This is a genomic window from Halococcus salifodinae DSM 8989 (assembly GCF_000336935.1).
GTDB lineage: Archaea > Halobacteriota > Halobacteria > Halobacteriales > Halococcaceae > Halococcus > Halococcus salifodinae.
Map to the genome: position 1 here is coordinate 104,922 of NZ_AOME01000054.1, position 21,742 is coordinate 126,663.

At 65.3% G+C, this 21,742-nt stretch carries 26 protein-coding genes and 2 tRNA genes; 7 read left to right on the top strand and 21 right to left on the bottom strand.

Going from position 1 to position 21,742, the window contains the following annotated elements:
* Positions 1 to 33: 33 nt before the first annotated feature.
* Together C450_RS10235 and C450_RS20840 are read right to left on the bottom strand one after the other, a co-directional pair.
* A complete protein-coding gene (locus C450_RS10235) occupies positions 34 to 924 on the bottom strand; it encodes an FAD binding domain-containing protein (protein WP_005043242.1) in 891 nt (296 codons plus the stop codon).
* Positions 924 to 1,769 (bottom strand): xanthine dehydrogenase family protein molybdopterin-binding subunit, encoded by an 846-nt coding sequence (locus C450_RS20840; protein WP_005043243.1) that lies wholly within the window; start codon positions 1,767 to 1,769, stop codon positions 924 to 926. Before C450_RS20840 ends, C450_RS10235 begins: the two co-directional genes overlap by 1 nt.
* Here C450_RS20840 and C450_RS21620 point away from each other — a divergent pair.
* Complete coding sequence (locus C450_RS21620; RefSeq protein WP_005043245.1) at positions 1,756 to 1,851, top strand: molybdopterin cofactor-binding domain-containing protein; 96 nt, start codon at positions 1,756 to 1,758, stop codon at positions 1,849 to 1,851. The genes C450_RS20840 and C450_RS21620 overlap by 14 nt on opposite strands.
* On the opposite strand, the gene C450_RS20845 is transcribed toward C450_RS21620, so the two are convergent.
* The 3 genes from C450_RS20845 to C450_RS10250 are packed head-to-tail and all read right to left on the bottom strand — an operon-like array spanning position 1,833 to position 4,680.
* Positions 1,833 to 3,488: a xanthine dehydrogenase family protein molybdopterin-binding subunit gene (locus C450_RS20845; RefSeq protein ID WP_005043246.1), complete on the bottom strand. Its 1,656-nt coding sequence runs from the start codon at positions 3,486 to 3,488 to the stop codon at positions 1,833 to 1,835. The two genes, C450_RS21620 and C450_RS20845, sit on opposite strands and share 19 nt — an antisense overlap.
* Before the next feature lie 2 nt (positions 3,489 to 3,490).
* On the bottom strand, positions 3,491 to 4,030 hold the full coding sequence (locus C450_RS10245) for a (2Fe-2S)-binding protein (RefSeq protein ID WP_005043247.1): 540 nt from the start codon (positions 4,028 to 4,030) through the stop codon (positions 3,491 to 3,493).
* A gap of 5 nt (positions 4,031 to 4,035) precedes the next feature.
* Positions 4,036 to 4,680: a CoxG family protein gene (locus C450_RS10250; protein ID WP_005043249.1), complete on the bottom strand. Its 645-nt coding sequence runs from the start codon at positions 4,678 to 4,680 to the stop codon at positions 4,036 to 4,038.
* A gap of 171 nt (positions 4,681 to 4,851) precedes the next feature.
* Between C450_RS10250 and C450_RS10255 the strand changes: the two genes are divergently transcribed.
* Positions 4,852 to 6,048, top strand: coding sequence for a molybdopterin molybdotransferase MoeA (locus C450_RS10255; RefSeq protein ID WP_005043251.1), 1,197 nt, complete (start codon positions 4,852 to 4,854; stop codon positions 6,046 to 6,048).
* A gap of 116 nt (positions 6,049 to 6,164) precedes the next feature.
* Here the strand turns inward: C450_RS10255 and rpsB are convergent, their stop codons facing one another.
* The 13 genes from rpsB to C450_RS10320 all read right to left on the bottom strand — a co-directional run bounded on the left by rpsB (position 6,165) and on the right by C450_RS10320 (position 12,305).
* A complete protein-coding gene (gene rpsB, locus C450_RS10260) occupies positions 6,165 to 6,956 on the bottom strand; it encodes a 30S ribosomal protein S2 (RefSeq protein WP_005043252.1) in 792 nt (263 codons plus the stop codon).
* Complete coding sequence (gene eno, locus C450_RS10265; RefSeq protein ID WP_005043253.1) at positions 6,953 to 8,155, bottom strand: phosphopyruvate hydratase; 1,203 nt, start codon at positions 8,153 to 8,155, stop codon at positions 6,953 to 6,955. The genes rpsB and eno overlap by 4 nt, the downstream gene beginning before the upstream one ends.
* Positions 8,152 to 8,328 carry a DNA-directed RNA polymerase subunit K gene (locus tag C450_RS10270; RefSeq protein WP_005043254.1) on the bottom strand — a complete coding sequence of 59 codons (177 nt, stop codon included), beginning with the start codon at positions 8,326 to 8,328 and terminating at the stop codon, positions 8,152 to 8,154. The genes eno and C450_RS10270 overlap by 4 nt, the downstream gene beginning before the upstream one ends.
* Positions 8,328 to 8,519, bottom strand: a complete 192-nt coding sequence (locus C450_RS10275) for a DNA-directed RNA polymerase subunit N (RefSeq protein WP_005043256.1) — start codon at positions 8,517 to 8,519, stop codon at positions 8,328 to 8,330. The genes C450_RS10270 and C450_RS10275 overlap by 1 nt, the downstream gene beginning before the upstream one ends.
* A 36-nt stretch (positions 8,520 to 8,555) precedes the next feature.
* Positions 8,556 to 8,951: a 30S ribosomal protein S9 gene (locus C450_RS10280; protein WP_005043257.1), complete on the bottom strand. Its 396-nt coding sequence runs from the start codon at positions 8,949 to 8,951 to the stop codon at positions 8,556 to 8,558.
* The gene (locus C450_RS10285; RefSeq protein WP_005043258.1) at positions 8,945 to 9,382 is read right to left on the bottom strand and encodes a 50S ribosomal protein L13; all 438 of its coding nucleotides are present in this window, start codon (positions 9,380 to 9,382) and stop codon (positions 8,945 to 8,947) included. The genes C450_RS10280 and C450_RS10285 overlap by 7 nt, the downstream gene beginning before the upstream one ends.
* Positions 9,379 to 9,729, bottom strand: coding sequence for a 50S ribosomal protein L18e (locus C450_RS10290; RefSeq protein WP_005043259.1), 351 nt, complete (start codon positions 9,727 to 9,729; stop codon positions 9,379 to 9,381). The genes C450_RS10285 and C450_RS10290 overlap by 4 nt, the downstream gene beginning before the upstream one ends.
* 21 nt (positions 9,730 to 9,750) lie before the next feature.
* Positions 9,751 to 9,835: transfer RNA gene (locus tag C450_RS10295), tRNA-Leu, on the bottom strand.
* Between the two features lie 186 nt (positions 9,836 to 10,021).
* Positions 10,022 to 10,768, bottom strand: a complete 747-nt coding sequence (locus C450_RS10300; protein WP_005043260.1) for a DNA-directed RNA polymerase subunit D — start codon at positions 10,766 to 10,768, stop codon at positions 10,022 to 10,024.
* 3 nt (positions 10,769 to 10,771) lie between these two features.
* On the bottom strand, positions 10,772 to 11,161 hold the full coding sequence (locus C450_RS10305; protein ID WP_005043261.1) for a 30S ribosomal protein S11: 390 nt from the start codon (positions 11,159 to 11,161) through the stop codon (positions 10,772 to 10,774).
* The gene (locus tag C450_RS10310) at positions 11,158 to 11,685 is read right to left on the bottom strand and encodes a 30S ribosomal protein S4 (RefSeq protein ID WP_005043263.1); all 528 of its coding nucleotides are present in this window, start codon (positions 11,683 to 11,685) and stop codon (positions 11,158 to 11,160) included. The genes C450_RS10305 and C450_RS10310 overlap by 4 nt, the downstream gene beginning before the upstream one ends.
* Entirely contained in the window at positions 11,686 to 12,204 is a 519-nt protein-coding gene (locus C450_RS10315) for a 30S ribosomal protein S13 (RefSeq protein ID WP_005043264.1), read from the bottom strand.
* A 16-nt stretch (positions 12,205 to 12,220) separates the two neighbouring features.
* A tRNA-Ser gene (locus tag C450_RS10320) sits at positions 12,221 to 12,305 on the bottom strand.
* A gap of 250 nt (positions 12,306 to 12,555) precedes the next feature.
* Between C450_RS10320 and C450_RS10325 the strand changes: the two genes are divergently transcribed.
* Entirely contained in the window at positions 12,556 to 13,623 is a 1,068-nt protein-coding gene (locus C450_RS10325) for an Mrp/NBP35 family ATP-binding protein (RefSeq protein WP_005043266.1), read from the top strand.
* A gap of 341 nt (positions 13,624 to 13,964) precedes the next feature.
* Here the strand turns inward: C450_RS10325 and C450_RS10330 are convergent, their stop codons facing one another.
* Together C450_RS10330 and C450_RS10335 are read right to left on the bottom strand one after the other, a co-directional pair.
* Entirely contained in the window at positions 13,965 to 15,116 is a 1,152-nt protein-coding gene (locus C450_RS10330) for a hypothetical protein (protein WP_005043267.1), read from the bottom strand.
* 80 nt (positions 15,117 to 15,196) lie between these two features.
* Entirely contained in the window at positions 15,197 to 16,042 is an 846-nt protein-coding gene (locus C450_RS10335; protein WP_005043268.1) for an SDR family NAD(P)-dependent oxidoreductase, read from the bottom strand.
* A 229-nt stretch (positions 16,043 to 16,271) separates the two neighbouring features.
* On the opposite strand from C450_RS10335, the gene C450_RS10340 reads away from it, so the two are divergent.
* Genes C450_RS10340 through C450_RS10350 form a run of 3 tightly spaced genes read left to right on the top strand, consistent with a single transcriptional unit; the run spans position 16,272 to position 19,391 of the window.
* Complete coding sequence (locus tag C450_RS10340; protein ID WP_049910066.1) at positions 16,272 to 17,600, top strand: ABC transporter substrate-binding protein; 1,329 nt, start codon at positions 16,272 to 16,274, stop codon at positions 17,598 to 17,600.
* 10 nt (positions 17,601 to 17,610) lie between these two features.
* A complete protein-coding gene (locus C450_RS10345) occupies positions 17,611 to 18,549 on the top strand; it encodes a carbohydrate ABC transporter permease (RefSeq protein ID WP_005043270.1) in 939 nt (312 codons plus the stop codon).
* Positions 18,546 to 19,391: a carbohydrate ABC transporter permease gene (locus C450_RS10350; protein WP_005043271.1), complete on the top strand. Its 846-nt coding sequence runs from the start codon at positions 18,546 to 18,548 to the stop codon at positions 19,389 to 19,391. Before C450_RS10345 ends, C450_RS10350 begins: the two co-directional genes overlap by 4 nt.
* Positions 19,392 to 19,418: 27 nt before the next feature.
* Here the strand turns inward: C450_RS10350 and C450_RS10355 are convergent, their stop codons facing one another.
* Positions 19,419 to 20,519, bottom strand: coding sequence for an ABC transporter ATP-binding protein (locus C450_RS10355; RefSeq protein ID WP_005043272.1), 1,101 nt, complete (start codon positions 20,517 to 20,519; stop codon positions 19,419 to 19,421).
* Positions 20,520 to 20,711: 192 nt separating this feature from the next.
* Here C450_RS10355 and C450_RS10360 point away from each other — a divergent pair, with 192 nt between their 5' ends.
* Positions 20,712 to 21,713, top strand: coding sequence for a hypothetical protein (locus C450_RS10360; protein WP_005043273.1), 1,002 nt, complete (start codon positions 20,712 to 20,714; stop codon positions 21,711 to 21,713).
* Positions 21,714 to 21,742 lie beyond the last annotated feature (29 nt).

Genomic DNA, 21,742 nt, shown 5'->3' on the forward strand with positions numbered 1-21,742 from the left:
ACGAGAAGCGACGGACTGAACTGAACGCGGGCGTCAGTCGGCCGCCGCGGATCCGCCGGTGCGATCCATCGCTGCGGTCAGCGCCCGCTCGGTGTACACCTCCAGCAGTTGGGCGCGGAACTCGTTCGACGCCTGGAGATCCGACATCATCATGTCTTCGTCGAGATCGTCGCCAGCGTGGCTTGCGGCGGTCGCGATCGTATCGGCGTCGAGCGACCCGCCTGCAAGGGCGTCCTCGACGGGGCCGAGTCGAACCCCGTGGTCCATCACGCCGTTCGCGCCGACCCTGACGGATTCGACGGTCCCGCCGTCGGCCTCTATCAACGCGGCGACGCCGACCATCGCGTAGCCCGACGAGGGACTCGGCTTCTTCGCGTACGCGCCGACTCTGCCGTCGGCCGACGGGATCTCCACTCGTGTGAGGAGTTCGTCGGGGCCGACATCGGTGGCGTACATTCCGAAGAAGAAGTCATCGGCCGAGATCGAGCGCTCCCCATCCGAGCCCTCGATCACGAGGGTCGCATCCGAGGCGAGCGCCGCGCCCGGCAGGTCCGCCGCCGGGTCGGCGTGGGCGAGGTTGCCGCCGATCGTTCCCCGATTGCGAACCTGCACATCGCCGACTTGGCGGACTGCCTCCGCCAGCGCCGGCGCGTGCTCGGCGACTGCGTCGGACTCGACGAGATCGCTGTATCGGGTCATCGCGCCGATCGAGAGCGTGTCCCCGTCGACTTCGATGCCGTTCATCGCGTCGATGCCGCTGATGTCGATCAGGACGTCGGGGCTCGACAGACCGGTTTTCATCGCCGGGAGCAGGCTGTGACCGCCGGCGAGCAGCTCCGTCTCCGCCCCCGAATGCTCGTCGAGCAGGTCGAGCGCCTCTCCGACGCTTCCGGCCTCGTAGTAGTCGAACTCGTCGGGGTACATCAGTCCTCACCCCCGGATGACTCGCTCTGCTCGCCACCGTCTGCAACCGCCTCGCCACCAGCCCCGCCCTCGTCGGCCGCAGCGCCGTCGTTCACTGCCTGCCAGACCGTCTCGCTCGTGAGCGGCATGTCGATGTGGTCGATGCCGAACGGTTGGAGCGCGTCCGTCACCGCGTTGACGACGGCCTGGGGGGCCGCGATGGTCCCCGCCTCGCCGACGCCTTTCACGCCGAGTGGGTTGTGCGGGCTTGGCGTCACCGTCGAATCGGTTTCCATTGTCGGGATGTGCTCGGCCTTCGGCACCGTGTAGTCCTGCATCGATCCCGTCACCAACTGTGCGTTGTCGTCGTACTCGGCCCCTTCGTAGAGCGCCTGGCCGATCCCCTGGGCGACGCCGCCGTGGACCTGCCCCTCGACGATCTTCGGGTTGATCTGTGGGCCGACGTCGTCGACGGCCACGTAGTTCTCGAACTCGATCTCGCCCGAGTCGGGATCGACCTCCACGACTGCGATGTGGGTCCCGAACGGGAACACGAAGTTGTCGGGATCGTAGAAGGAGGTCTCCTCCAGCCCCGGCTCGATCCCGTCGGGCATGTCGTGGGCGAGGTAGGACTGGGCGGCCACGTCCTGGATGTGCATCGAGCGCTCGGGCGCGCCAGCGACCGAGAAATCACCGTTGTCGAACTCGACGTCCTCCTCGCTCGCCTCCAGTTGGTGGGCGGCGATCTTCTTCGCCTTCTCGACCACCTTCTGCGAGCTCGTCGCGAGCGCGCTGCCGCCGACGGCTGCCGAGCGCGAGCCGTAGGTCCCCATCCCCTGTGGGATTTCGTCGGTGTCGCCCTCCACGATCTCGAAGATCGTCGAGGGGCAGGTCCACGGCGGCGTCGCCCAGGGGATCGGCCAGGCGCTCTACGAAGGGGCCGANTAGTCGTCCTGGGAGAAGGAGGTGTCGACGCCGGTGGCGTAGAAGCCCGAGGCCACCGAGACGAGCAGCGTCACGACCAGTAGGGCGTAGGTCGTTTCGTGGCCCTGACCGTGGCCCGAGGTGCCACAGAACGCCGTGACCTTCCCGGTGGGGTGAACCCGAACGAGTCCGGACTCCCAGAGGCCGGCCTGCGCACCGAGCTGGCCGGCGAGTTCCGAGGGTGCGAGACCACATGCCTCGATGTAGCTCGAAAGTCCGATCCCGAGATACCGCCCCTCCTCGCGGAGCTCTTCCTGACGCTCTCGGAGGTCGTCGTAGCCGACCGCCTCCAGCGCCTTGTCGAGTGCGGGCTCGTAGTTTCCGCTGTCGTACTCCACCGCCACCGGCGTCTGGTGGGGGAAGTCGTCGTCGGGAACGAAGTTCTGTCGTCTGAACGCCGCGGGGTCCATCCCCATCTCGCGCGCACCGAGGGTGATCAGCCGCTCGACGACGTACAGCGCTTCGGGACGACCGGCCCCGCGATAGGCGTCGACGGGTGCGCCGTTGGTGAACGCGCCGACCACGTTGCAGTGGATCGCCGGGATGTCGTACTGCCCCGAGAGCAGGGTGCCGTAGAGATAGGTCGGCACGGCGGGCGCGAACGTCGAGAGGTACGCGCCCATTCCCGCGTGGGTCTTCACGCGCATCCCAGTGATCGTCCCCTCCTCGTCCATCGCGAGCTCGCCGTGGGTGATGTGATCGCGGCCGTGAGCGTCGGTGAGGTACGTTTCAGTACGGGTGGCGGTCCACTTCACCGGTCTTCCAGTTTCCATCGCACACCACGACGCGAGCGCCTCGTCAGGGTAGTGGTGGATCTTCGAGCCGAACCCGCCGCCCACGTCGGGCGCGACGATGTGGATCTTGTGTTCGGGCACGTCGAGCACCCCCGACATGAGCTGGCGGTGGAGGTGGGGGTTCTGGGAGGTCATGTGAACCTCCAGCTCCTCGGTGCCCGGCTTGTACTCCGCGACCGTCGCTCGCGGCTCCATCGCGTTCGGGATCAGCCGCTGATTCGTCAGATCGACCTCGGCGGTGTGGGCCGCCTCGTCGAACGCTGCATCCGTCTCGTCGGCGTCGCCGATCTCCCAGTCGAACGCGGTGTTGTCGTCGAGATCGTCGTGGACTACTGGTGCGCCGTCCTCGACAGCCTCTTTCGGGTCGATGACTGCATCCTTGCGGTCGTAGTCGACGTCGATTGCGTCGACTGCGTCGCTCGCGATGTAGCGCTCCTCGGCGACGACCACGGCGATCCCGTCACCCTGATACCGCGCCGTTTCGCCCGCGAGAAGTGGATGGACCGGCGTCTCCAGACTGTCGAGCAGCCAGCCGACGGGGATCTCGCCGGGGACGTCGAGGTCGTCGGCGGTGTAAACGCCGATCACGCCGTCCATTTCTTCGGCGTCGCTGGTATCGACATCGCCGATCGTCGCATGGCCGTACTGGCTCCGGAGAACACTCATGTGGGCCATGTTCGGCCGCTGGATGTCGTCGGTGTACTCGGCCTCGCCCGTGATGAGCGAGGGGTCCTCGCGGCGCTCGACCGCCGAGCCGAGCACCGATTCCACGTCGAGTTCGTCGGATTCGATGGTTTCGATTCCCATGGTCAGTCGTCACCTCCACCGTCCGCGGCGGTCGTCTCGGTCACGTCCTCGCCGCCGTCGGTCGCTGCCGCCGCACTCATCTCGTCGGCGGCGAACTCGACCGCGTTCACGATGTTCTGATAGCCGGTACACCGACAGAGATTGCCCTCGATCGCTTCCCTGATCTCCTCCTCGTCGGGATCGGGGTTGCGCTCCAAGAGATCGTTCGCCGAGAGCATCATCCCTGGTGTGCAGTACCCACATTGGAGACCGTGTTCTTTCTGGAACCCCTCCTGAATCGGGGCGTACGTGCCGTCTTCGGCGAGTCCCTCGACGGTCCCGATTTCGGCCCCGTCGGCCTGCACGGCGAGCAGCGTACAGGACTTCACCGCATCGCCGTCCAGATGCACGGTACAGGCCCCGCAGGTCGAGCTTTCACACCCGACGTTCGTCCCGGTATACCCCAACTCGTCGCGCAGGGCGTGGACCAGCAGCGTCCGGGAGTCGACCGTGAGTTCGTGTGCTGTGCCGTTGACCGTCACCTCGATGTCGTGTTCTGTCATGTGTGTTACCTGCCCTCCGACCGACCGAGAATTCGGTCGACGATGCCGCGATCGTCACCGGACTCCTCGGCCGACTCTGCGGCTTCGACCTCGCCGCCTTCGGCGATTTCGCGCTCACGGATCTCGTCCTGGATCGACGAAAAGAACCGCTTCACGACCTGGTTCGCCGCGGGATTGATGACCCGTTGGCCCATCGAAGCGATCCGGCCGAACACGTCGGCCTCGGTCTTCCAGTCGACGCCGACGCCGTCGTCGGTCTCCGAGAGCTCCATTCCCGAGGTCATCTCGAACGAGCTATCACCGGCCGAGCCCTCGCCGGACGCTTCCATCTCGGGCTGCTCGCGGTGATCGATCGTCACGGTCGTCTCGAACGTCGGATTCACCGGCCCGATGCTGATCTGCATGACGGCGGCGTAGCGTCCTCCCTCCTCGAACGCCCGTTCGGCGATCACCTCCGGGTCCGAGGTCGGTTCGACGTCTCGGTCGGCGTGCTCCTCGCGGAGCGCGTCGAAACCGACGTCGTCCTCGTCGACCCGGACGAGAAACTCACATCCGGGAAGCGCGCTCTCGATCATCACCGGATCCGAGAGCGCGAGCCACACCTCCTCGGTGGTCGTGTCCTCGAGTTCGAACGTTCCACTGAATTCCATGTGTCGAGTTGCTCCCGAAAGGCGTGCGAGACACCTTCACCCTAGCGTGTCGCTATGTAATGAAAAAGATTACCATGGTTTCGCGTCGCGCGCGCACGATCGTCCGGATACCATCACCCGATCGTCCGACACCGGCGGAAGGGATATGACGTGATCGGGCCACGGGACGGTATGCCGAACCGCGAGCTGGTCTCCCGCTCGGTGGCGGTCGAACGGGTCGTCGAGGCGCGATCGACAGCGCTCGCCGACATCGCTACGGCGCACGTCGAACTGGATGCGATCGCCGGGCGAGTGCTCGCTGAGGACGTCCACGCGCCCCGCGACGTCCCGCCGCACGACTACGCCACGATGGACGGCTACGCCGCTGCGGCCGCCGACGAGCCACCGCTCGATGTCGTCGACGAGATCGCTCCCGAGGACGAGCCACCCGACATCGGCCCTGGAACTGCGGTACGGATCGCCACCGGCGCACCGCTGCCGCCACGGACCGACGCAGTGCTGAAACGCGAGAACGCGACCGTCGCGGAGGGACGACTCGCGGACTGGGAACTCGCCGCCGGAACGAACGTTCATCGTCGGGGAACCACCGCCACGGCCGACGAGCGGCTGTTCGCCGCGGGCGATCGACTCGCGCCGCGACACGCGGCGCTTTGCCGCGACGTCGGTATCGACACCGTTCCGGTCCGCGAGCGGTTTGCGGTGGGGATCGTCGCGACCGGGACCGAGATCCACGAGGGTCGACAGCCCGACCGCGACTCCGAGTTCCTCGCCAACCTCGTCCGATCGTGGGGGCACGTTCCTGCAGAGCCACGAACCGTGCCCGACGATCCCGCTGCCGTTCGAGAAACGATCGAGAGCGCGGCCGCGGACCACGATGTCGTCCTCACGTCTGGCGGGACGAGCGTCGGGACAGCAGACCACGTTTCGAGCACCCTCGCGGATCATGACCCGTTATTCGAGGGCGTTCGTCTCCGACCTGGTCGCCCTGTGATGGCCGCCGTGGTCGATGGTACTCCCGTCGTCGCACTCCCCGGAAAACCGATCGCGGCTCACACCGCTGCCGTGCTGGTCGCGCGACCGCTGTTCACCGGGAAAACCGATCTTTCGACAGTCACGACTACCCCCGAACACCACGTCGCAATGCCCGACGCCGACCGCGAGTACGCGGTACCAGTTGTCATGGAGGACGGGCGCGCAACGGCGCTCGGTCACGTCGACTCGTCGCTCCCGCTCTACGAGGATCGATTCGCGCCAGGGCTCGTCGCGGCGAGCACGCGAGCGACGCTCGCCGACGGGTTCGTTCTCACCGAAACCGCACTCGAACCCGACGAGCCGGTCGATGTCGTTCCGTACCCGGCCGTCGAGTGAGAATCGGGCCTCGACGCTCGCCGATCGGCGCTACGGTCAGAGACGATGTCTGGCGACACGAATCCGTCTCGAACGCCGTCGCTGGTGGAGTGGAGCGCTGAAAAACGAACGTAGGCTCAGATGCCCTCTTCGAAGTCGTCGAGCTCGTACATCGTGTCAGCACCGCGGCGGTCGAGCGTCTCGTTCGCGAGCAGCCAGTAGACCACCGACAGCGCCCGGCGGCCCTTGTTGTTCGTCGGGATCGCGAGATCCACGTTGCTCGTGGAGTTGTTCGAGTCACACATCGCGACCACTGGAATGCCCACTGTGATGGCCTCCGTGACGGCCTGGGCGTCGCCGATCGGGTCAGTCACCACGAGCACGTCGGGTTCGATGTACCCGTCGTAGTCGGGGTTGGTGAGCGTCCCGGGGATGAATCGGCCCGTCCGGGCGCGCGCCCCGATGGCGTCGGCGAGCTTCTCTGCCGGGAATCGGCCGTACTGGCGCGAGGAGGCCACGAGGATTCCCTCGGGGTCGTAGTTCGCGAGGAAGTCGGCAGCGGTTCGGATTCGCTGGTCGGTCTGGCCCACGTCGAGCACGTACAGCCCGTCGGTCCGGACGCGGTGGATGAACCGCTCCATCTCGTCGGTCTTCTGCTGGGTGCCGATGTGGACGCCCGCGCCGAGGTAGTCCTCGACGGGGATGAGGAGGTCGGCCTCGTCGCCGGACATGACGTCCTCGTCGAACGCCGGGCCGTCATCCTCTTCGGCCTCGTCCGCGGCCGCCTCGTCGGCGTCGGTCGTGCCCTCGATCGATTCGTCTCTGACGTCGGTTGCGGGGTCTTCTGCGGGTTCCGCGCCGGCTTCGCCGGTCGGCTCCTCCTCGATGTCGCGTTCGGCCGCGTCGAGACCCTCTTCGTTGTTGCTCATGCGGTTTCCTCGGTTCTGATGAGTTCGTTCAGCTTGGCTGTGCGCTCGCCGCCGACCGCGCCCGTCTTGACGAACGGTGCGGCGGTCGCGACGGCGAGGTGTGCGATCGTGGTGTCCTCGGTCTCGCCCGATCGGTGCGAGATCACGGGTGCGAGCCCGTTCTCGACGGCGCGCTCGGTCGCGTCGAACGCGTCCGAGAGCGTCCCGATCTGATTCGGCTTCACGAGCAGCGCGTTCGCCGCGCCCGCCTCGATCCCACGATCGAGCCGCTCGACGTTCGTCACGAACAGATCGTCGCCACAGATCAGCGTCTCCGTTCCGACTTGGTCAGTCAGTTCGGCGAATCCCTCGAAATCCTCCTCGTCGAGCGGGTCCTCGACGTAGACGAGGTCGTACTCGTCGACGAGACCCGCGACGTACTCGATCTGTTCGTCGGGCGTCCGCTCGGTGTCGCCGTAGCGGTAGACCCCCTCGTCGGCGTCGTAGAGTTCGGTCGCCGCCACGTCGAGGCCGAACCCGATGTCGAAGCCGACCTCGTCGGCGACCTGCTTTGTGGCCTCCGCGACGATTTCGAACGCCTCGCTGTCGTCGATCGCGGGTGCCCACGCGCCCTCGTCCCCTTTCGCTGCGGGGACGTCACGCTCGGCGAGGATCTCGCCGACTGCGGCGTGGACCTGTGCGTTCGCGAACACCGCGTCCGCGACGCTGGGTGCGCCCACCGGTGCGGCGAGGAACTCCTGGATGTGGGTCGCCTCATTCGCGTGCTCGCCGCCGCCGATCACGTTGCCGAGCGGCGTCGGGAACTCGTTCCCGCGGAACGCCCCACCCAAATGCTGGTACAGCGGCGCACCGAGTGCGTCGGCCGCGGCGGTTGCAGTAGCCATCGAGATCGCGACTGCACTGTTTGCGCCGATCTCACCGAAGTCGTCGGTGCCGTCGGCTGCACGCAGCGCGGCGTCGACCGAGCGCTGATCGCCGGCGTACACCTGGCCCTCGATCCGCGGGACGGCGTGTTCGCGAGCGCTCGCGATCGCCTCGCTCGCGGGCAGCGATGTCGCCTCGTGCGCGCCGGTGCTCGCGCCGCTCGGTGCGGCCGCCCGACCGAACCCGCCCGATTCGGTGGTGACTTCGGCCTCCACGGTCGGATTCCCGCGCGAGTCGAGCACTCGTCGGAGCCGGACCTCGGTGATCAGCGTCACTGTTTCCCCCGATTGACGGTGAAGGGCAGCACGCCGGCGTCGTACTCTTCGGCCGCGATCAGGATCGGCTCTGTACTATCGGTCCCGACCAACACGGGCGCGCCGTACGCGATCTGGAGCGCCCGTGCGCCGATGATCCGTGCCTTCTCGTACCGATTGTAGCGCTGCGCCATCACTGATAGGGGGCCACGATGTCGACGAGGTCGGAGTGTGACACCAGCATTCGGCGACAGCAGTGCCGGTCCACGCCGAGGTCGTCGAGCACCTCGGCCGGGTCCTCGCCGTCCTCGACCCGAGCCTCGAACGGCTCCCAGTGCTCACCGACGACCTTCCCGCAGGTGAAACACCGCACGGGAACCATCATGGCCGTCGTCCTCCCGAAACTGGTGTCCCGATCATGTTAACGGTAGGACTTCTGGTAGCGCGCCCGTGCACCCGGGCCGCCCCATTTCTTCGATTCGGACTGGCGGACGTCGTTCACGAGCAGCGACCGATCGAACTCCATGTACGCGTCGCGGAGTTCGGCGTCGTTCGCGTGCTCGACGAGTCCGCGCGCGATCGCGGTCCGCACCGCGTCGGCCTGACCGACCGTGCCGCCGCCGCTCACGTCGACCGAAATATCGACGCTCTCGCGGCGCTCTTCGGCGATACGGAACGGCTCGACCATCTTCAGCCGCGCTAGTTCCGGTTCGATCAGTTCGACTGGTTTCGCGTTCACGCGGACGCGGCCCTCGCCTTCCGAGACGGTGGCCCGCGCGATCGCGGTCTTCTTCTTGCCTGAGGTGTTCGTTACCATGTGACGTTGGCTCCGAGGTTCTCGCTCACGTCGCCCAGTTGGACGAACTTGGTGTTCGACAGCCGATTCAGTGATGTTCCCTCCAGAACGTCCGCATCGTCCTCGAAGGGATCACCGACGTAGACACGAAGGCGCTCGAACGCCTCGCGCCCGCGCGGGCGCTTGTACGGGATCATCCCGCGGATCGAGCGCTTCATGATCCGGTCGGGGCGCTTCGGGTAGTACGGCCCGCTGTCCGAGCCGAGCTCGGCGCGGTCCTCGAAGACGCCCATCACGTCGTCGGTCCCGCCCGTGATGACTGCTTCTTCGGCGTTGACCACGGCGACGCGCTCGCCATCGAGGGCGCGTTCGGCGACCTGGCTCGCGACCCGCCCCAGGATGCAGTCCCGGGCGTCGACCACGATATCGGGGTCGAACTCCGCGGCGTTCATCGGATCACCCGGACGTCCGACCCCTCGGGGTTCTGCTCGATGCACTCTTCGAGTGCGAGCGACTCCCCGACCTGGTCGATCTTCGTTTCGGCCGTACCGGAGAAGTCGACTGCCGCCACGGTGACGGGCTTTTCGAGCACGCCGCTGCCCAGGACCTTGCCTGGCACGACGACGGTTTCCTCCTCCTTGGCGTAGCGTTCGATCCGACCGAGGTTGACCTCGGCGTGGGTGCGCCGGGGCTTCTCCAGACGGTCGGCGACCGCCCGCCAGACGGGACTGTCCGACTCGCGGGCCGTCGACTTCAGTTCAGTGATGAGACTCGTGAGCCTCGGATTGGTCTTGCTCATAACTTGTCTCCCAAAAGAGCATGCAGGGAGCAGGATTCGAACCTGCGAACTCCTACGAGACAGCGCCCTGAACGCTGCGCCGTTGACCTGACTTGGCTATCCCTGCACGCGAACTGCACTCGTTTCCGTCCCCACAAACCAGTTTCGATCGACGGCACGTCACTCAGGGGTCGCACGCGTGGCGTCCGCTCGTCGTGCCGACGCGTCCGCGCGATGGAGTCGTGCCGGTGCATGCCTACTGCCGTGACTCGGCGGCGGGCACGCGACCGTCCGTGGTTTGTGGGGCGATACATTACAACTGGACCGCTTCTTTGAGTTCGTTCGCGCGCGTTTCCAGCGAGTCGACTGCCGCCGTCACCAGCTCCTCGACGGTCAGCGAGCCATCGGTCTCGACGTGGAAGACGAACGCGTTCGGCACGTCCTCGACGCTGACCTCCTTGCCGGGATACCGGTTCGTGAGGTCGTTGTCGAACTCTTCGGTGAGGACGAGCTCGTCGTCCTCCTCGATGACGCCTCGCAGGATGTTCGGCTCCTCGTCGGCGAACTCCTCGCGGTCACCGACGACCTCCACCTTCTGAAGGTGGCGGTAGCCGACCGCCACGCCGCCCTGATGTTTGGCGTGGGTCTTCCCGGTGTCGAGCACGGCCTCGGCCTCGGCTTCGAGGCGCTGGTCCTCTTTGAGATCGATGATCGGGACGTTGTCCTCGGCGGGCTCGACGACCGAATCGCTACTGACGAGATCGCCCGAGTACGCTGTGTCGGGGCCCGAAACGTCGATCCCCAGCGTGACGCCCTCGCCCGACTCGAACTCGTTCGGCGGCGCGTTCAAGGGTATCATTCCGAGCCGATGGCCGATCTGCTCGTCGAACATCACCGACGAGTTCTCGACCACGCGCACGGTGTCGATCGACAGGGTGGGAACGTCGGCCACCATCGCCCGCCGGATGCCGTTGGCGAACGCTGGCGTGATCCCTCTGACGAGGAAGCGAGCGTCGCGGTCGTCGCGGTCGATGAACGCGACGTCGTACGCGGCGCTCACTGGTTAGAACCCGCTCGATTTGGGGGCACGCGTGCCGTCGTGCGGGATCGGCGTCACGTCCTCGATCCGGCCGATCTCCAGTCCGGCGCGCGCGAGCGCCCGGATGGTCGCCTGTGCGCCCGGTCCCGGACTCTGCTGGAGGTTCCCGCCGGGGCCGCGGACCTTGACGTGGACGCCCTCGATCCCCTGGGCGAGCACCTCTTCGGCGACGCCTTCGGCCATCTGCATCGCAGCATACGGCGACGCCTCGTCGCGGTTCTGCTTCACGGCGGTCCCGCCGCTCGATTTGGCGAGGGTCTCCGCCCCGGTCTGGTCGGTGATCGTGATGATCGTGTTGTTGAAGGAGGCGTGGACGTGTGCGACCGCCCACCGTTCCTCGTCTTCGGCGCTCATTCTTGTTCCTCCGCTCGTTCGGGATGCAGTTCGTCCGCGATCGGACTCGTCTCGTCGAATCCCACGAGATCCTCCTCGCTCACGTCGACTTTCCGCGAGGGCGTCGTTACCCGCGCGCCGTCGACGACGATGTGTCCATGAGAAACGAACTGACGGGCCTGCTGGACCGTGTTCGCGAGGCCTGTGCGGTAGACGATGGTCTGGAGCCGGCGTTCGAGCACGTCCGTGACTTCGAGGCTCAACACGTCGTCGAGCCCGTCGGTTTCGTCGAGAATGCCGAGCCGTCGGAGCCGCGCGAGGAACGGTTCGCCCTCGCGTTCGGCAGCGTCGACATCGCCCTGAGCGTCGCCGAGTAGTCGTCGCGCCTCGCGGCGGAACCCGCGAAGTTCGGACTGCGCTCTCCACAGCTCCTCTTTGTTCTTCAGGCCGTAGCGCCCGACGAGGTTCGACTCCTCAGAAATGCGCTCGCCCTGGTACGGATGATTCGGCGTCTCGTAGGCCTTGGTGTTGGATCCGAGTGCCATCTATTCGCCCTCCGCTTCCTCTTCCATCTCTTCCTGGATGGCTTCGACGTTCACGCCGATCGTCCCTTCCGAGCGGCCGGTGGACTTGGTGCGCTGGCCACGGACCTTCTGGCCGCGCTCGTGGCGGACGCCCTTGTACGAACTGATCATCTGCATGCGGTTGATGTCCTGCTGACGAGTCAGCGAGAGGTCGTTGCCGACCTCGTGGGTGGTCTCGCCGGTGAAGTAATCGGCCGGGCGGTTGGTGAGCCACGCCGGCACGTCCTCGGCGAACCCTTCGACGTGCTCGATGATCGAATCGACTGCGTCGTCGTCGAGTCGACCGAGCGTCGCCGATCGGTCGACCTCCGCCTCCGCCGCGATGATGCGAGCGGCCCGCCGTCCGACACCGTTCATGCCGGTCAGCGCCCGCTCGACGCTTTTCGTCCCGTCGAGGTCGGTCTGGCCGATTCGGACGAAGTAGCGGATGTCCTCCTCCTCTTCGTCCTCGGCCGGTGTGTCTGGGTCTTCTGCGCTCATATGCTGTGGTTCGGAGCGTCGTGGCTGGGATTCGAACCCAGGAGGCTGTGCGCCACAGAGTTAGCAACCCTGCGCCTTGGGCCAGGCTTGGCTACCACGACCCACGCTGTTAGTCTCGCTCTCTCGAACTCGGGGCCGACCCCCTGCAGTACGTGTTTCGGACTAATTCGACGCGGGTATTTAACCCCAACGAAACCCGGGTCGGGATCGGGAACCGGCGCTGCGGCGGGTGCCCAACCATCCACCGACGCTCCACCAGCGGCCAGCCATCCACCACGCACCGTCGAGCCGCCGTCTTCGATCGATCGGCGGGTTCCCAACCCTTATCGCTCGGGCGGAGCTACCCTGGCCATGAACGAGGACGACGTGCGATCGCTGCTTCGCGGCGTCGAGGACCCCGATCTCGGTGACAATATCGTTTCGCTCGGCCTGGTCAACGACATCGAAATGCGGGAAGGAGTCGCCCACGTCTCGCTCGCGCTCGGCGCGCCCTACTCCCCGAACGAGACCGCGATCGCGGCCGAGGTGCGCGAGGTGCTGAGCGAGGAGGGGATCGAGTGTGAACTCACCGCGAACGTCGACCGGCCGGCCGAGGGAGATGTCCTTCCCGACGTCAAGAACGTCATCGCGGTCGCCTCGGGCAAGGGCGGAGTTGGGAAATCCACTGTCGCCGTGAATCTCGCCGCCGGCCTCTCGCAACTGGGCGCGCGCGTGGGACTGTTCGATGCCGACGTGTACGGCCCGAACGTCCCGCGGATGGTCGACGCCGACGAGCGGCCCCAGGCCACCGCCGAAGAGCAAATCATCCCGCCGGAGAAGTACGGCATGAAGCTGATGAGCATGGACTTTCTGACTGGTGAGGACGATCCCGTGATCTGGCGCGGTCCGATGGTCCACAAGCTCATCACCCAACTGTTCGAGGACGTCGAGTGGGGATCGCTCGATTACATGGTGATCGACCTTCCGCCGGGAACGGGCGACACCCAGCTCACCCTCCTCCAGACCGTGCCGATCGCGGGCGCAGTGATCGTGACCACACCCCAGGAGGTCGCCGTCGACGACGCCAAGAAGGGCCTGGAGATGTTCGGCAAACACGAGACGCCCGTGTTGGGGATCGTCGAGAACATGAGCGGCTTTCGGTGTCCCGACTGCGGCTCCGAGCACGCGCTCTTCGGGGAGGGTGGCGGCGAGGCGTTCGCCGACGAGGTCGAGATGCCGTTCCTCGGCGAACTCCCGCTCGATCCACGCGTCAGGGAAGGTGGCGACGATGGCGCACCGATCGTGCTCGACGACGGCGAGACTGGCGACGCGTTCCGACAGTTCACTGAACGGACCGCGAACAACGTCGGAATCGTCCACCGCCAGCGGCTGAGCAACGGCCGCCAGGGCGAGGAACCGGCACCGGATCCTTCGTCGTAGTACAAAACGACTGATACTCAGAAGTCGTTGTACAAAACTCTGCCCGAAATCTGCTAGAAACTGTGACGGAGTTTTCCTACGTCGCTTGACCCCGTTCAGACACCACAGTTGATTTGACCGGCTTGTTGTGTCTCGATGATGAATACGAATTATTCTGTCTACCTCCTCCCCGAAAGTCCATCTATCGTCGTTCCACGGTCGATCCCATCGCCGTCCGCGAGTGACAGAGCTCAGTCGCGACACAGCCAAGCACGAGCAGGAGCTGGGCTAAATACAACCTTTTCTGTTCAAGAGAGTCTATCCGTAGCGGACCGCTTCGACGTTCGCCGATCCCGTAGCGGCTACCGATACGACTCGGTCGCCGCGTCGATCCAGTCGAGGCTGTGTTCCGGGAGCAGCCCGTCGTTATAAAAGGAGACACGCTCGACGCCGGCGTCGGCGAGGCCGTCCACGACGTCGACGAGCGCCGCTCGGTTCTCGATCGCTGGATGGCCCGCGAGGACGCCGGCGTGAACCGGCGTGTCAGTGAGTGATCGGGCTGTACGAACGCAATCGGTGATCTCTGCTCGATCCGATCCGTATGCGAGGGCTACGTGGTGATCGAGATCGGCCGCGAGTCGGTCGGGATCGGCCCCGTACTTCCACGCGTTCTCCGGTGCGAGGTTCGGGAGGTAGTACCCGAGATCCGCGTTGGCTTCCTGGCGAAGATCGGCGAACACGTCTGCAAGGGTTTCGCAGCGAACCGCCACGTACGACCGGACTGCCTGGTGGTGCATGAGCCAGGCGGCGACGTCGATGTCCGATGAGCGCTTCCCTGCTGCAATGGCGTCGAGGGTCTCGACACACTGCTCCCGCGCTCGCTCGACGTCGACACCGGCGTCGGCCGCGTTCGCTCGACACGCATCACAGAAACAGAGTCCGAACAGGAACTCGCCGAGATCTCCGAGGTCGACGTGGATCTTCTGGTGGTGCCAGCCGAACCCGGTTCCATAGAAGTAATCGAACTGTTCGAGCTCGATCCGTTCGAACGGGGCTCGTGTGTCGAGGTCCGCAACGAGCGTCGTGAGATACCGCTGCACCGCCAGCTTCGACGGACAGAGCCCGAAGACGAGTCGATCCCCGTACGGGTTTTCGATCGCAAGGTCGCGGTTTGCCATCCCGAGCCGTGAGTTGTGACAGCCGACGGTCCACGAGTTGAGTGCGAGCGAGGTGTCGGCGATCCCGTCGACGATCTCGGCCAGCCAATCGTCCTCACTCATCTGCTCGTTCGGTACGGGTTCGAGCCGGCCGTACTCCCCGTCCGGCTGGAAGTACGCACTCGCCTGCGCGAAGAACGTGCTGCGGCCCGGCTGGCGGGGGTGGTACGTCTGGACTGCGTGGTAGTTCGTCGCGAGCGTGATCTCGTCGATCCCGATGCGTTCCAATCGCCTCGCAGCCCGTTCGACACCCTCGTCCACGAGGCTCCACGGGTACGCCCAGATCGCGAACTCCATACTCGACCGACCACCGGGGCGTACATAGATGCTCGGTGTGGTGTCGCCGGAGATCGATCGTCCACTACACCGGAGCCGGGCTACTCCCGTGTCGGTGCCTCGTCCGCATCGTAGACGCGCTCGTGGAACGATTGATCGAGACCGGCGGTGAGACCGCCGTCGACCACGAGGTTCGACCCGGTGACGAACGACGATCGTTCCGATGCGAGAAACAGGGTCGCGTCAGCAACTTCGTCGGGCCGTCCGAACCGGCCGAGCGGGTACTGGTCGAGCCACTCCTCGCGCGCACTCCGCTCGTCGTCCCGATCGCCCACGTCCATCTCGTCAGCACGAGCCTCGGTCTCGATCGTACCGGGAGAAACGACGTTCGCCCGGATGCCGTGTCGACCGTACTGGGCGGCGATCAGCCGACAGAGCGAGAGGATCCCGCCCTTGGCCGCCGTGTAGCCAGTCAAGCCGATACCGGTGAGCGCGTTCGCGGTGCCCATGAACACGATCGAGCCACCGCCGCCGTCGACCATGACCGGCAGCGCCGCCTTGACCGTCCGGAACTGACCTGTGAGATTCACATCCAGGTTCGCCTCGAAGACGTCCTCGTCGATGCGATGGAGAGCATCGTCGTCGATCATCCCGCCGGCGTTCGGCACGAGGACATCGATGCCGCCGAACCGTTCCACGGCCGCCTCGATGAGCGAGTCCACGTCCCCGGAATCGGTGACATCACAGACGACGCCGTGTGCGCGGCCGGGCGTGTCGGCGTCGGTGATCGCGTTGGCGACCGCCTGAATTTCCGTGTTCGAGCGCGAACAGAGGACGAGGTTTGCGCCGGCCTCGGCCAACCGCTCGGCGATCGCTCGGCCGATCCCCGACGATGCGCCGGTGACGACGGCCGTCTCGTTCGAAAGCACGCCTTCGATGTCGGTCATTGGTCGATACCGAGAGCGCCACCCGGCAGAATCTTAACTGTACCGCCGACGGGTCGCGATAGTACTGTTCGTCGACGGCCCGGCACTATCATCGAGTCGAAACGAAACGACTCGGTAGTGCACGCTACTGACGATCGGCCGGACAGATGGTCCGTTCTCCCGCCGACAAACGTTACGCGGGCTACAGTATAACCAAGTTTTATATGCGTGGGTGAGTTTCACAGCCGTGATGTCTGATAGAACAGCGGGTAGAGCCGAACGTAGCATCGACCGGCGGGAGATGCTTGGCGCTCTCGGCGCCGGCGGTGCGGTGGTCATCACTGGCTGCCTCGGTGACATCGGTGGCGGTGGCAACGGTAGTGACGGGAACGGTAGTGGTGGAGGCGATGGCAGCAACTCGCTCCAGTTCCTCACGATGGGTGTCGGCGAGAACATCAAGCAGTTCTTCACGGAGAACAACAAGAAATTCGAGGAGGAAAACGACGTCTCGCTCGAGTTCACGAGCGTGACGTGGGATAACGCCCAGCAGACGGTCAACAACCGCGTCGACGGCGACAAGGCACCGGACGTCGGTCGCTGGCCGGCTCGGTGGATCCCACAGCTCGTAGGCAAGGAGGCGTTGGTCCCGCTCGACGACATGATGGGTGGCGACTTCGGCGGGAAGTTCTACGAGGGAATGGCGGAGGGCTGTAAGTACGAGGGATCGTACTACGGGGCCCCGTGGGCCGCCTCGAACAAGTGTTTCTACTACAACAAGGACGTCTTCGAGTCGGCAGGTCTCGATCCAGAGAACCCCTCGCTCGACACGTGGGACGACATGCTTGCGGCGGCCCAGACGGTCACCGAGAAGACCGACACGCCGGCGCTCGGCCTCGCGGGTGCCGACGCGATCGAGACCGGCTCCCAGTACTACCACTACCACTGGTCGCACGGTGCCGACCTCGTCGACGATGATGGGAAACCCGTGGTCAACTCCGACGCGGGCGTCGAGGCGCTGACGTTCTTCTCGGATCTGCATCTCGAGCACGGCGTGACCCAGTCCTCGCCGCTGTCCTCGACCCGTCAGGACATCCGTCAGCTGTTCGAGGGTGGCGATCTCGGGATGGTGATCGCTCACGTCTACACGGGGATCAACATCGACGATAGCGATACGGACTTCGGCTACGGCATCGTTCAGGTGCCGAAGGGGCCAACAGGCCGCTTCAGCCTGAACACCATCGACGCCGTATCGGTGTTCGCCCAGACGGAGGTCGAGGACGCTGCGAAGGACCTCCTCCGGTTTTACTTCGACGAGGATCGTCATTTCCAGTACGCGAAAAACAAGGGGTTCATGCCCACGATCGAGGCGGTCGGCGAGCGCGATTACTTCCAAGACTCGAAGAACTGGGCTCCGTACATCGAGGCGGGACAGTACGCACGTGCCCGGCCGAAGCTCACGAACTTCAACGAGTTCAACAGCCGGGTGGTCCAGGCGATTCAGGAGGCGCTGGGCGACCAGAAATCGCCGCAGAAGGCGCTCGACGACGCCCAGAGCGATCTCGAAGAACTGACCGGGTGAGGACGATCACATGGGATTCGCCGAAGACTACACCGAACCTACGTCGGATTCGCGTCTCGAACGGGGGCTCGATCACCTCCAGCAGAACAGTCGCGCGTATCTGCTGATCGCGCCGACGATCGTGTTCTTGCTGGCGGTCATCGGCTATCCGATCCTGGAGACGTTCCGGCTGTCGCTGTTCCGCGCTCCCTCCGAGACCAGCATCGAGACGTTCGTCGGTCTCCAGAACTACGTCGAGATTCTCAACAGCGATGTCTTCTATCAGCTACTCTGGCAGACCGGCCGGTGGGTGGTCGTCGGAGTCGCGGCCAAGACGCTGCTCGGCCTCCTCATTGCCGTCCATCTCAACGGCGATATCGCCGGCCGGAAGTTCTTCCGGACTGCCTTCCTCGTCCCGTGGGGGATCCCCTACGCGATTTCGGCGGTGGTGTTCACGTGGATCGAACATCCACAGTACGGCTACTTCAACGCCATCCTGATCAAACTGGGCGTGATCGAGGAAGGGATCGGCATCCTCGGAAGCCCGGAAATCGCGTGGATCGGGACGGTCGCCGCGGACGTCTGGATCGGGACGCCGTTCATGGCGATCATCCTGCTCGCCGGCCTCCAGTCGATCCCGGAGGACCTCTACGAGGCCGCCGCGGTCGACGGGGCCGAGCGGTGGCACCAGTTCCGCCACATCACGCTGCCCCAGCTCAAAGGCGTGATCCTGATCGCCACGTTGCTCTCGACGATCTGGACGTTCGTCTCGTTCGACGTGATCTGGACGATGACCGGCGGTGGGCCGATCGACACGACCCACACCCTCGTGACGTGGATCTACCAGACCGGGCTCGAAAACGGCAATCTCGGGATGGGTGCCGCCTACAGCGTCATCGGCTTTCTCCTCCTGATGGCGTTCGCCGTCGTCTATCTCCGGGTCTACACCAGCGGGGGTGAGGAGCTGTGACGATGGCCGGCCAGGACCGAGGACGACTGCGGAAAGTGCGTCTCTACGGCGTGTTGCTCGTGCTGTTCGGGGTCATGATGTTCCCGTTCTACACGATGTTTTCGAGTACGCTCAAGCCCGAGTCGGGGCTGTTCGCCTCCCCTGCAACCCTCGTCCCGACCGAGCCCACGATCCAGAGCTATCTCGCAGTGTGGGGCCAGACCGACGTGCTGCTCTGGATCGCGAACAGCTTCCTGATCTCGGGCGGGACCGTCGTCCTGACGCTGCTGCTCGCGATCCCGGCCGCGTACTCGTGTGCGCGCAACGACTTCGTGGGCAAGCGGACGTTCCTGCTGGCCGTGCTGGTGGGGCAGATGTTCGCACCGGTGGTGTTGATCGTCGGGCTGTTCGATGTCGTCACCGGCTTCGGGCTGTTCAACAGCTATCTCGCGGTCATCATCCCGGCCGCGGCGTTCACGCTTCCGTTCAACGTCTGGATGCTGTACGGCTACTTCGGGACGATCCCGGTCTCCCTGGAGGAGTCGGCGCGGATCGACGGTGCGAGCCAACTCCAGATCCTGACGAAGATCGTGTTGCCGCTGACGAAGCCGGCGCTCGTCGCCAGCATCACCTACACGTTCCTCTACGCGTGGAATCGCCTGCTGTTCGTACTGACCTTCCTCACCGACGCGGGCAAGTACAACGTCCCACGGGGCGTGTTCTCGATGGTCGGCGCGCTCCAGACCGACTGGCGGATGATGCTCACGGTGTCGGTCATCGGCATCGTCCCTCTCCTGATCCTGTTCGCCTTCCTCGAAGAGTACATCGTCGCTGGGATGACCAGCGGTGCGGTGAAGGACTGATCCACGTCGATCGTCGGCGAGGGCGTTTCAGGCCGTCGTCACCGTCTTCGGTTCGTCGTCGAGCGGGACACGTTCGCCGTCCTCGCCGAAGAAATGCACGTCGGCCGGATCGAAACCGAGCGAGATCGTGCTGCCCGGCTCGGGGTGGTACTCGCTGTCGACGCGTGCGGTGATCTCGCCGCTGCCCTCGGCGGGCTGGAGATAGATGAAGTTGTCAGCTCCCATCGGTTCCACGACATCGACCACGGTATCGATATGGCCGTCACCGGTGGCGATGGCGAGGTCTTCCGGGCGGACACCGAGCGTGTATTCGCCGGCCGGGAGGTCGATCGGAAGGTTCGTCTCGAACCCCGTTCCCGCGAGCGCTACGCCGTCGTCGGTCGGTGTCGCGGTCACGTCGAAGAAGTTCATGCTCGGCGAGCCGATGAAGCCGGCGACGAACTCGTTGTTCGGCCTGTCGTAGCACGTCTTGGGTGCGGCCACTTGCTGGAGTTCGCCGTCGTCGAGGATGGCGATCCGGTCGCCCATCGTCATCGCTTCGGTCTGGTCGTGCGTGACGTAGATCGTCGTCACGCCCAGCTCTTCCTGGATGCGCTGGAGCTCGGTCCGCATCTGGGTTCGCAGCTTCGCGTCGAGATTGCTGAGTGGTTCGTCCATCAGGAACACGTCGGGATCGCGGACGATCGCGCGGCCGAGCGCGACGCGCTGTTGCTGGCCGCCAGAGAGCTGTTTGGGCAACTGATCGAGCAGCTCCGGGATCTCGAGGAGCTCGGCCGCTTCCTCGACACGCGATTCGATCTCGCCGTCGTCGTGCTCGGCGAGGCGGAGCCCGAAGCTCATGTTCTCCCGCACGGTCATGTGGGGGTACAGCGCGTAGTTCTGGAACACCATCGCGATGTCGCGGTCCTGAGGCCGGACGTCGTTGACGACCCGATCCCCGATCTCGATCTCGCCCGCGGTGGCGGTTTCGAGACCGGCGATCATCCGTAGCGTCGTCGACTTGCCGCAGCCCGAGGGGCCGACCATGACGAGGAACTCCCCGTCCTCGACCGCGAGATCGACGTCCTCGACCGCGAGGAGATCGTCGTCGTACACCTTTGCGACCCCCGAGAGATCGACATTACTCATGACAGGTCGTCTCACCCTGCGGAGTTGGGCAGCAAAAAACTATCGGCGGACGAGACTCCCTCGTGACAGTTTGCTTCACTCGGTCGAGCGTCGTTCGTGCTGACGCCTTCACGTTCGTTGGACCGAAACCCCTCGTTCCACCGGGATTGCCGCTACCTCGTGGTTTTTGCCCCTCCCCTCGGTGGGAGTGGTATGGAGACCGGAACGAGCTACTTCGGCGTCCGCGACGTAGATCACGTCACGAGCGATCTCGATCGATTCGCCGACGAGGGTCTCGATGCGATCCTCCACACGTTCAGTGAGCGCGATCGGGAGTATTATACCGGGACGATGGGAGACATCATCGAGGCGAGCCACGACCGTGGGTTCGAGACCTACGTCAATCCGTGGTCGGTCGGCCGGGTGTTCGGTGGCGAAGCGCTCTCGGCGTTCATCGGCAAGCATCCCGATGCGTGCCAGGTGCTCTCGACGGGCGAGCGCATCCCCGCAGCCTGCTTCAACGCGCCCGAGTTCCGGGAGTATATGCGGGGCTGGACTCGTGACGCCGCCGGAATCGGAGCCGACGTGCTGTTCTGGGACGAACCCCACTGGTTCATCGCGAGCTGGCACGAGGAGGAGTACCCCGAGGACGCGTGGGCCTGCCGATGCGAGCACTGCCAGGCCGCCTACGAGGAGGAGTACGGCGAGTCGATGCCTGACGAACAGACCGACCGGGTCACTGCGTTCCGCGAGGACGCCTTACTCGACTTCCTCGACGAGATGATGACGCTCACCCACAAGGAGGGCGCAGAGAACGCGGTCTGTCTCCTGCCGAGCGAAGATGCAGATCACGGGCTCTCCGACTGGGAACGCCTCGCCGCGAACGATGCGCTCGACGTGCTGGCGACCGATCCCTACTGGGCGATCCACGCTCCCGACGAGGCGGGGGAGTTCGTCGGTTACTTCACCGATCTCGTGGAGTCGCTCGCCGAGGAGTACGACAAGCGCAGCCAGATCTGGATCCAGGGGTTCCGGCTCGACGGCAGCGACGCCACCATCGAGGACGTCCACACCGCGACCCGGACCGTCGCCGACAGCGACGTCGACAGCGTGTTCATGTGGGGCTACGACGCCTGCCGGATCATCTCCGATATCGCGTGCGAGGACCCCGAGGCGGTCTGGAACGCGTACATCGACGAGCTTCCGGCGGAGTAACCGTTCGTCGTCGCGCTGCTTGCGAATCG

Coding starts and splice junctions, on each gene's coding strand:
- C450_RS10290 (WP_005043259.1), bottom strand. CDS start 9,729: ATGAGCAAGACCAATCCGAGGCTCACGAGTCTCATCACTGAACTGAAG.
- C450_RS10325 (WP_005043266.1), top strand. CDS start 12,556: ATGAACGAGGACGACGTGCGATCGCTGCTTCGCGGCGTCGAGGACCCC.
- C450_RS10305 (WP_005043261.1), bottom strand. CDS start 11,161: ATGAGCGCCGAAGACGAGGAACGGTGGGCGGTCGCACACGTCCACGCC.
- C450_RS10330 (WP_005043267.1), bottom strand. CDS start 15,116: ATGGAGTTCGCGATCTGGGCGTACCCGTGGAGCCTCGTGGACGAGGGT.
- C450_RS10335 (WP_005043268.1), bottom strand. CDS start 16,042: ATGACCGACATCGAAGGCGTGCTTTCGAACGAGACGGCCGTCGTCACC.
- rpsB (WP_005043252.1), bottom strand. CDS start 6,956: ATGAGCAACAACGAAGAGGGTCTCGACGCGGCCGAACGCGACATCGAG.
- C450_RS10275 (WP_005043256.1), bottom strand. CDS start 8,519: ATGATGGTTCCCGTGCGGTGTTTCACCTGCGGGAAGGTCGTCGGTGAG.
- C450_RS10355 (WP_005043272.1), bottom strand. CDS start 20,519: ATGAGTAATGTCGATCTCTCGGGGGTCGCAAAGGTGTACGACGACGAT.
- C450_RS10285 (WP_005043258.1), bottom strand. CDS start 9,382: ATGAACGCCGCGGAGTTCGACCCCGATATCGTGGTCGACGCCCGGGAC.
- C450_RS10235 (WP_005043242.1), bottom strand. CDS start 924: ATGTACCCCGACGAGTTCGACTACTACGAGGCCGGAAGCGTCGGAGAG.
- C450_RS10315 (WP_005043264.1), bottom strand. CDS start 12,204: ATGAGCGCAGAAGACCCAGACACACCGGCCGAGGACGAAGAGGAGGAG.
- C450_RS10345 (WP_005043270.1), top strand. CDS start 17,611: ATGGGATTCGCCGAAGACTACACCGAACCTACGTCGGATTCGCGTCTC.
- C450_RS10245 (WP_005043247.1), bottom strand. CDS start 4,030: ATGACAGAACACGACATCGAGGTGACGGTCAACGGCACAGCACACGAA.
- C450_RS10270 (WP_005043254.1), bottom strand. CDS start 8,328: ATGGCGCAGCGCTACAATCGGTACGAGAAGGCACGGATCATCGGCGCA.
- C450_RS10360 (WP_005043273.1), top strand. CDS start 20,712: ATGGAGACCGGAACGAGCTACTTCGGCGTCCGCGACGTAGATCACGTC.
- C450_RS10250 (WP_005043249.1), bottom strand. CDS start 4,680: ATGGAATTCAGTGGAACGTTCGAACTCGAGGACACGACCACCGAGGAG.
- C450_RS10310 (WP_005043263.1), bottom strand. CDS start 11,685: ATGGCACTCGGATCCAACACCAAGGCCTACGAGACGCCGAATCATCCG.
- C450_RS10340 (WP_049910066.1), top strand. CDS start 16,272: ATGTCTGATAGAACAGCGGGTAGAGCCGAACGTAGCATCGACCGGCGG.
- C450_RS10255 (WP_005043251.1), top strand. CDS start 4,852: ATGCCGAACCGCGAGCTGGTCTCCCGCTCGGTGGCGGTCGAACGGGTC.
- C450_RS10280 (WP_005043257.1), bottom strand. CDS start 8,951: ATGGTAACGAACACCTCAGGCAAGAAGAAGACCGCGATCGCGCGGGCC.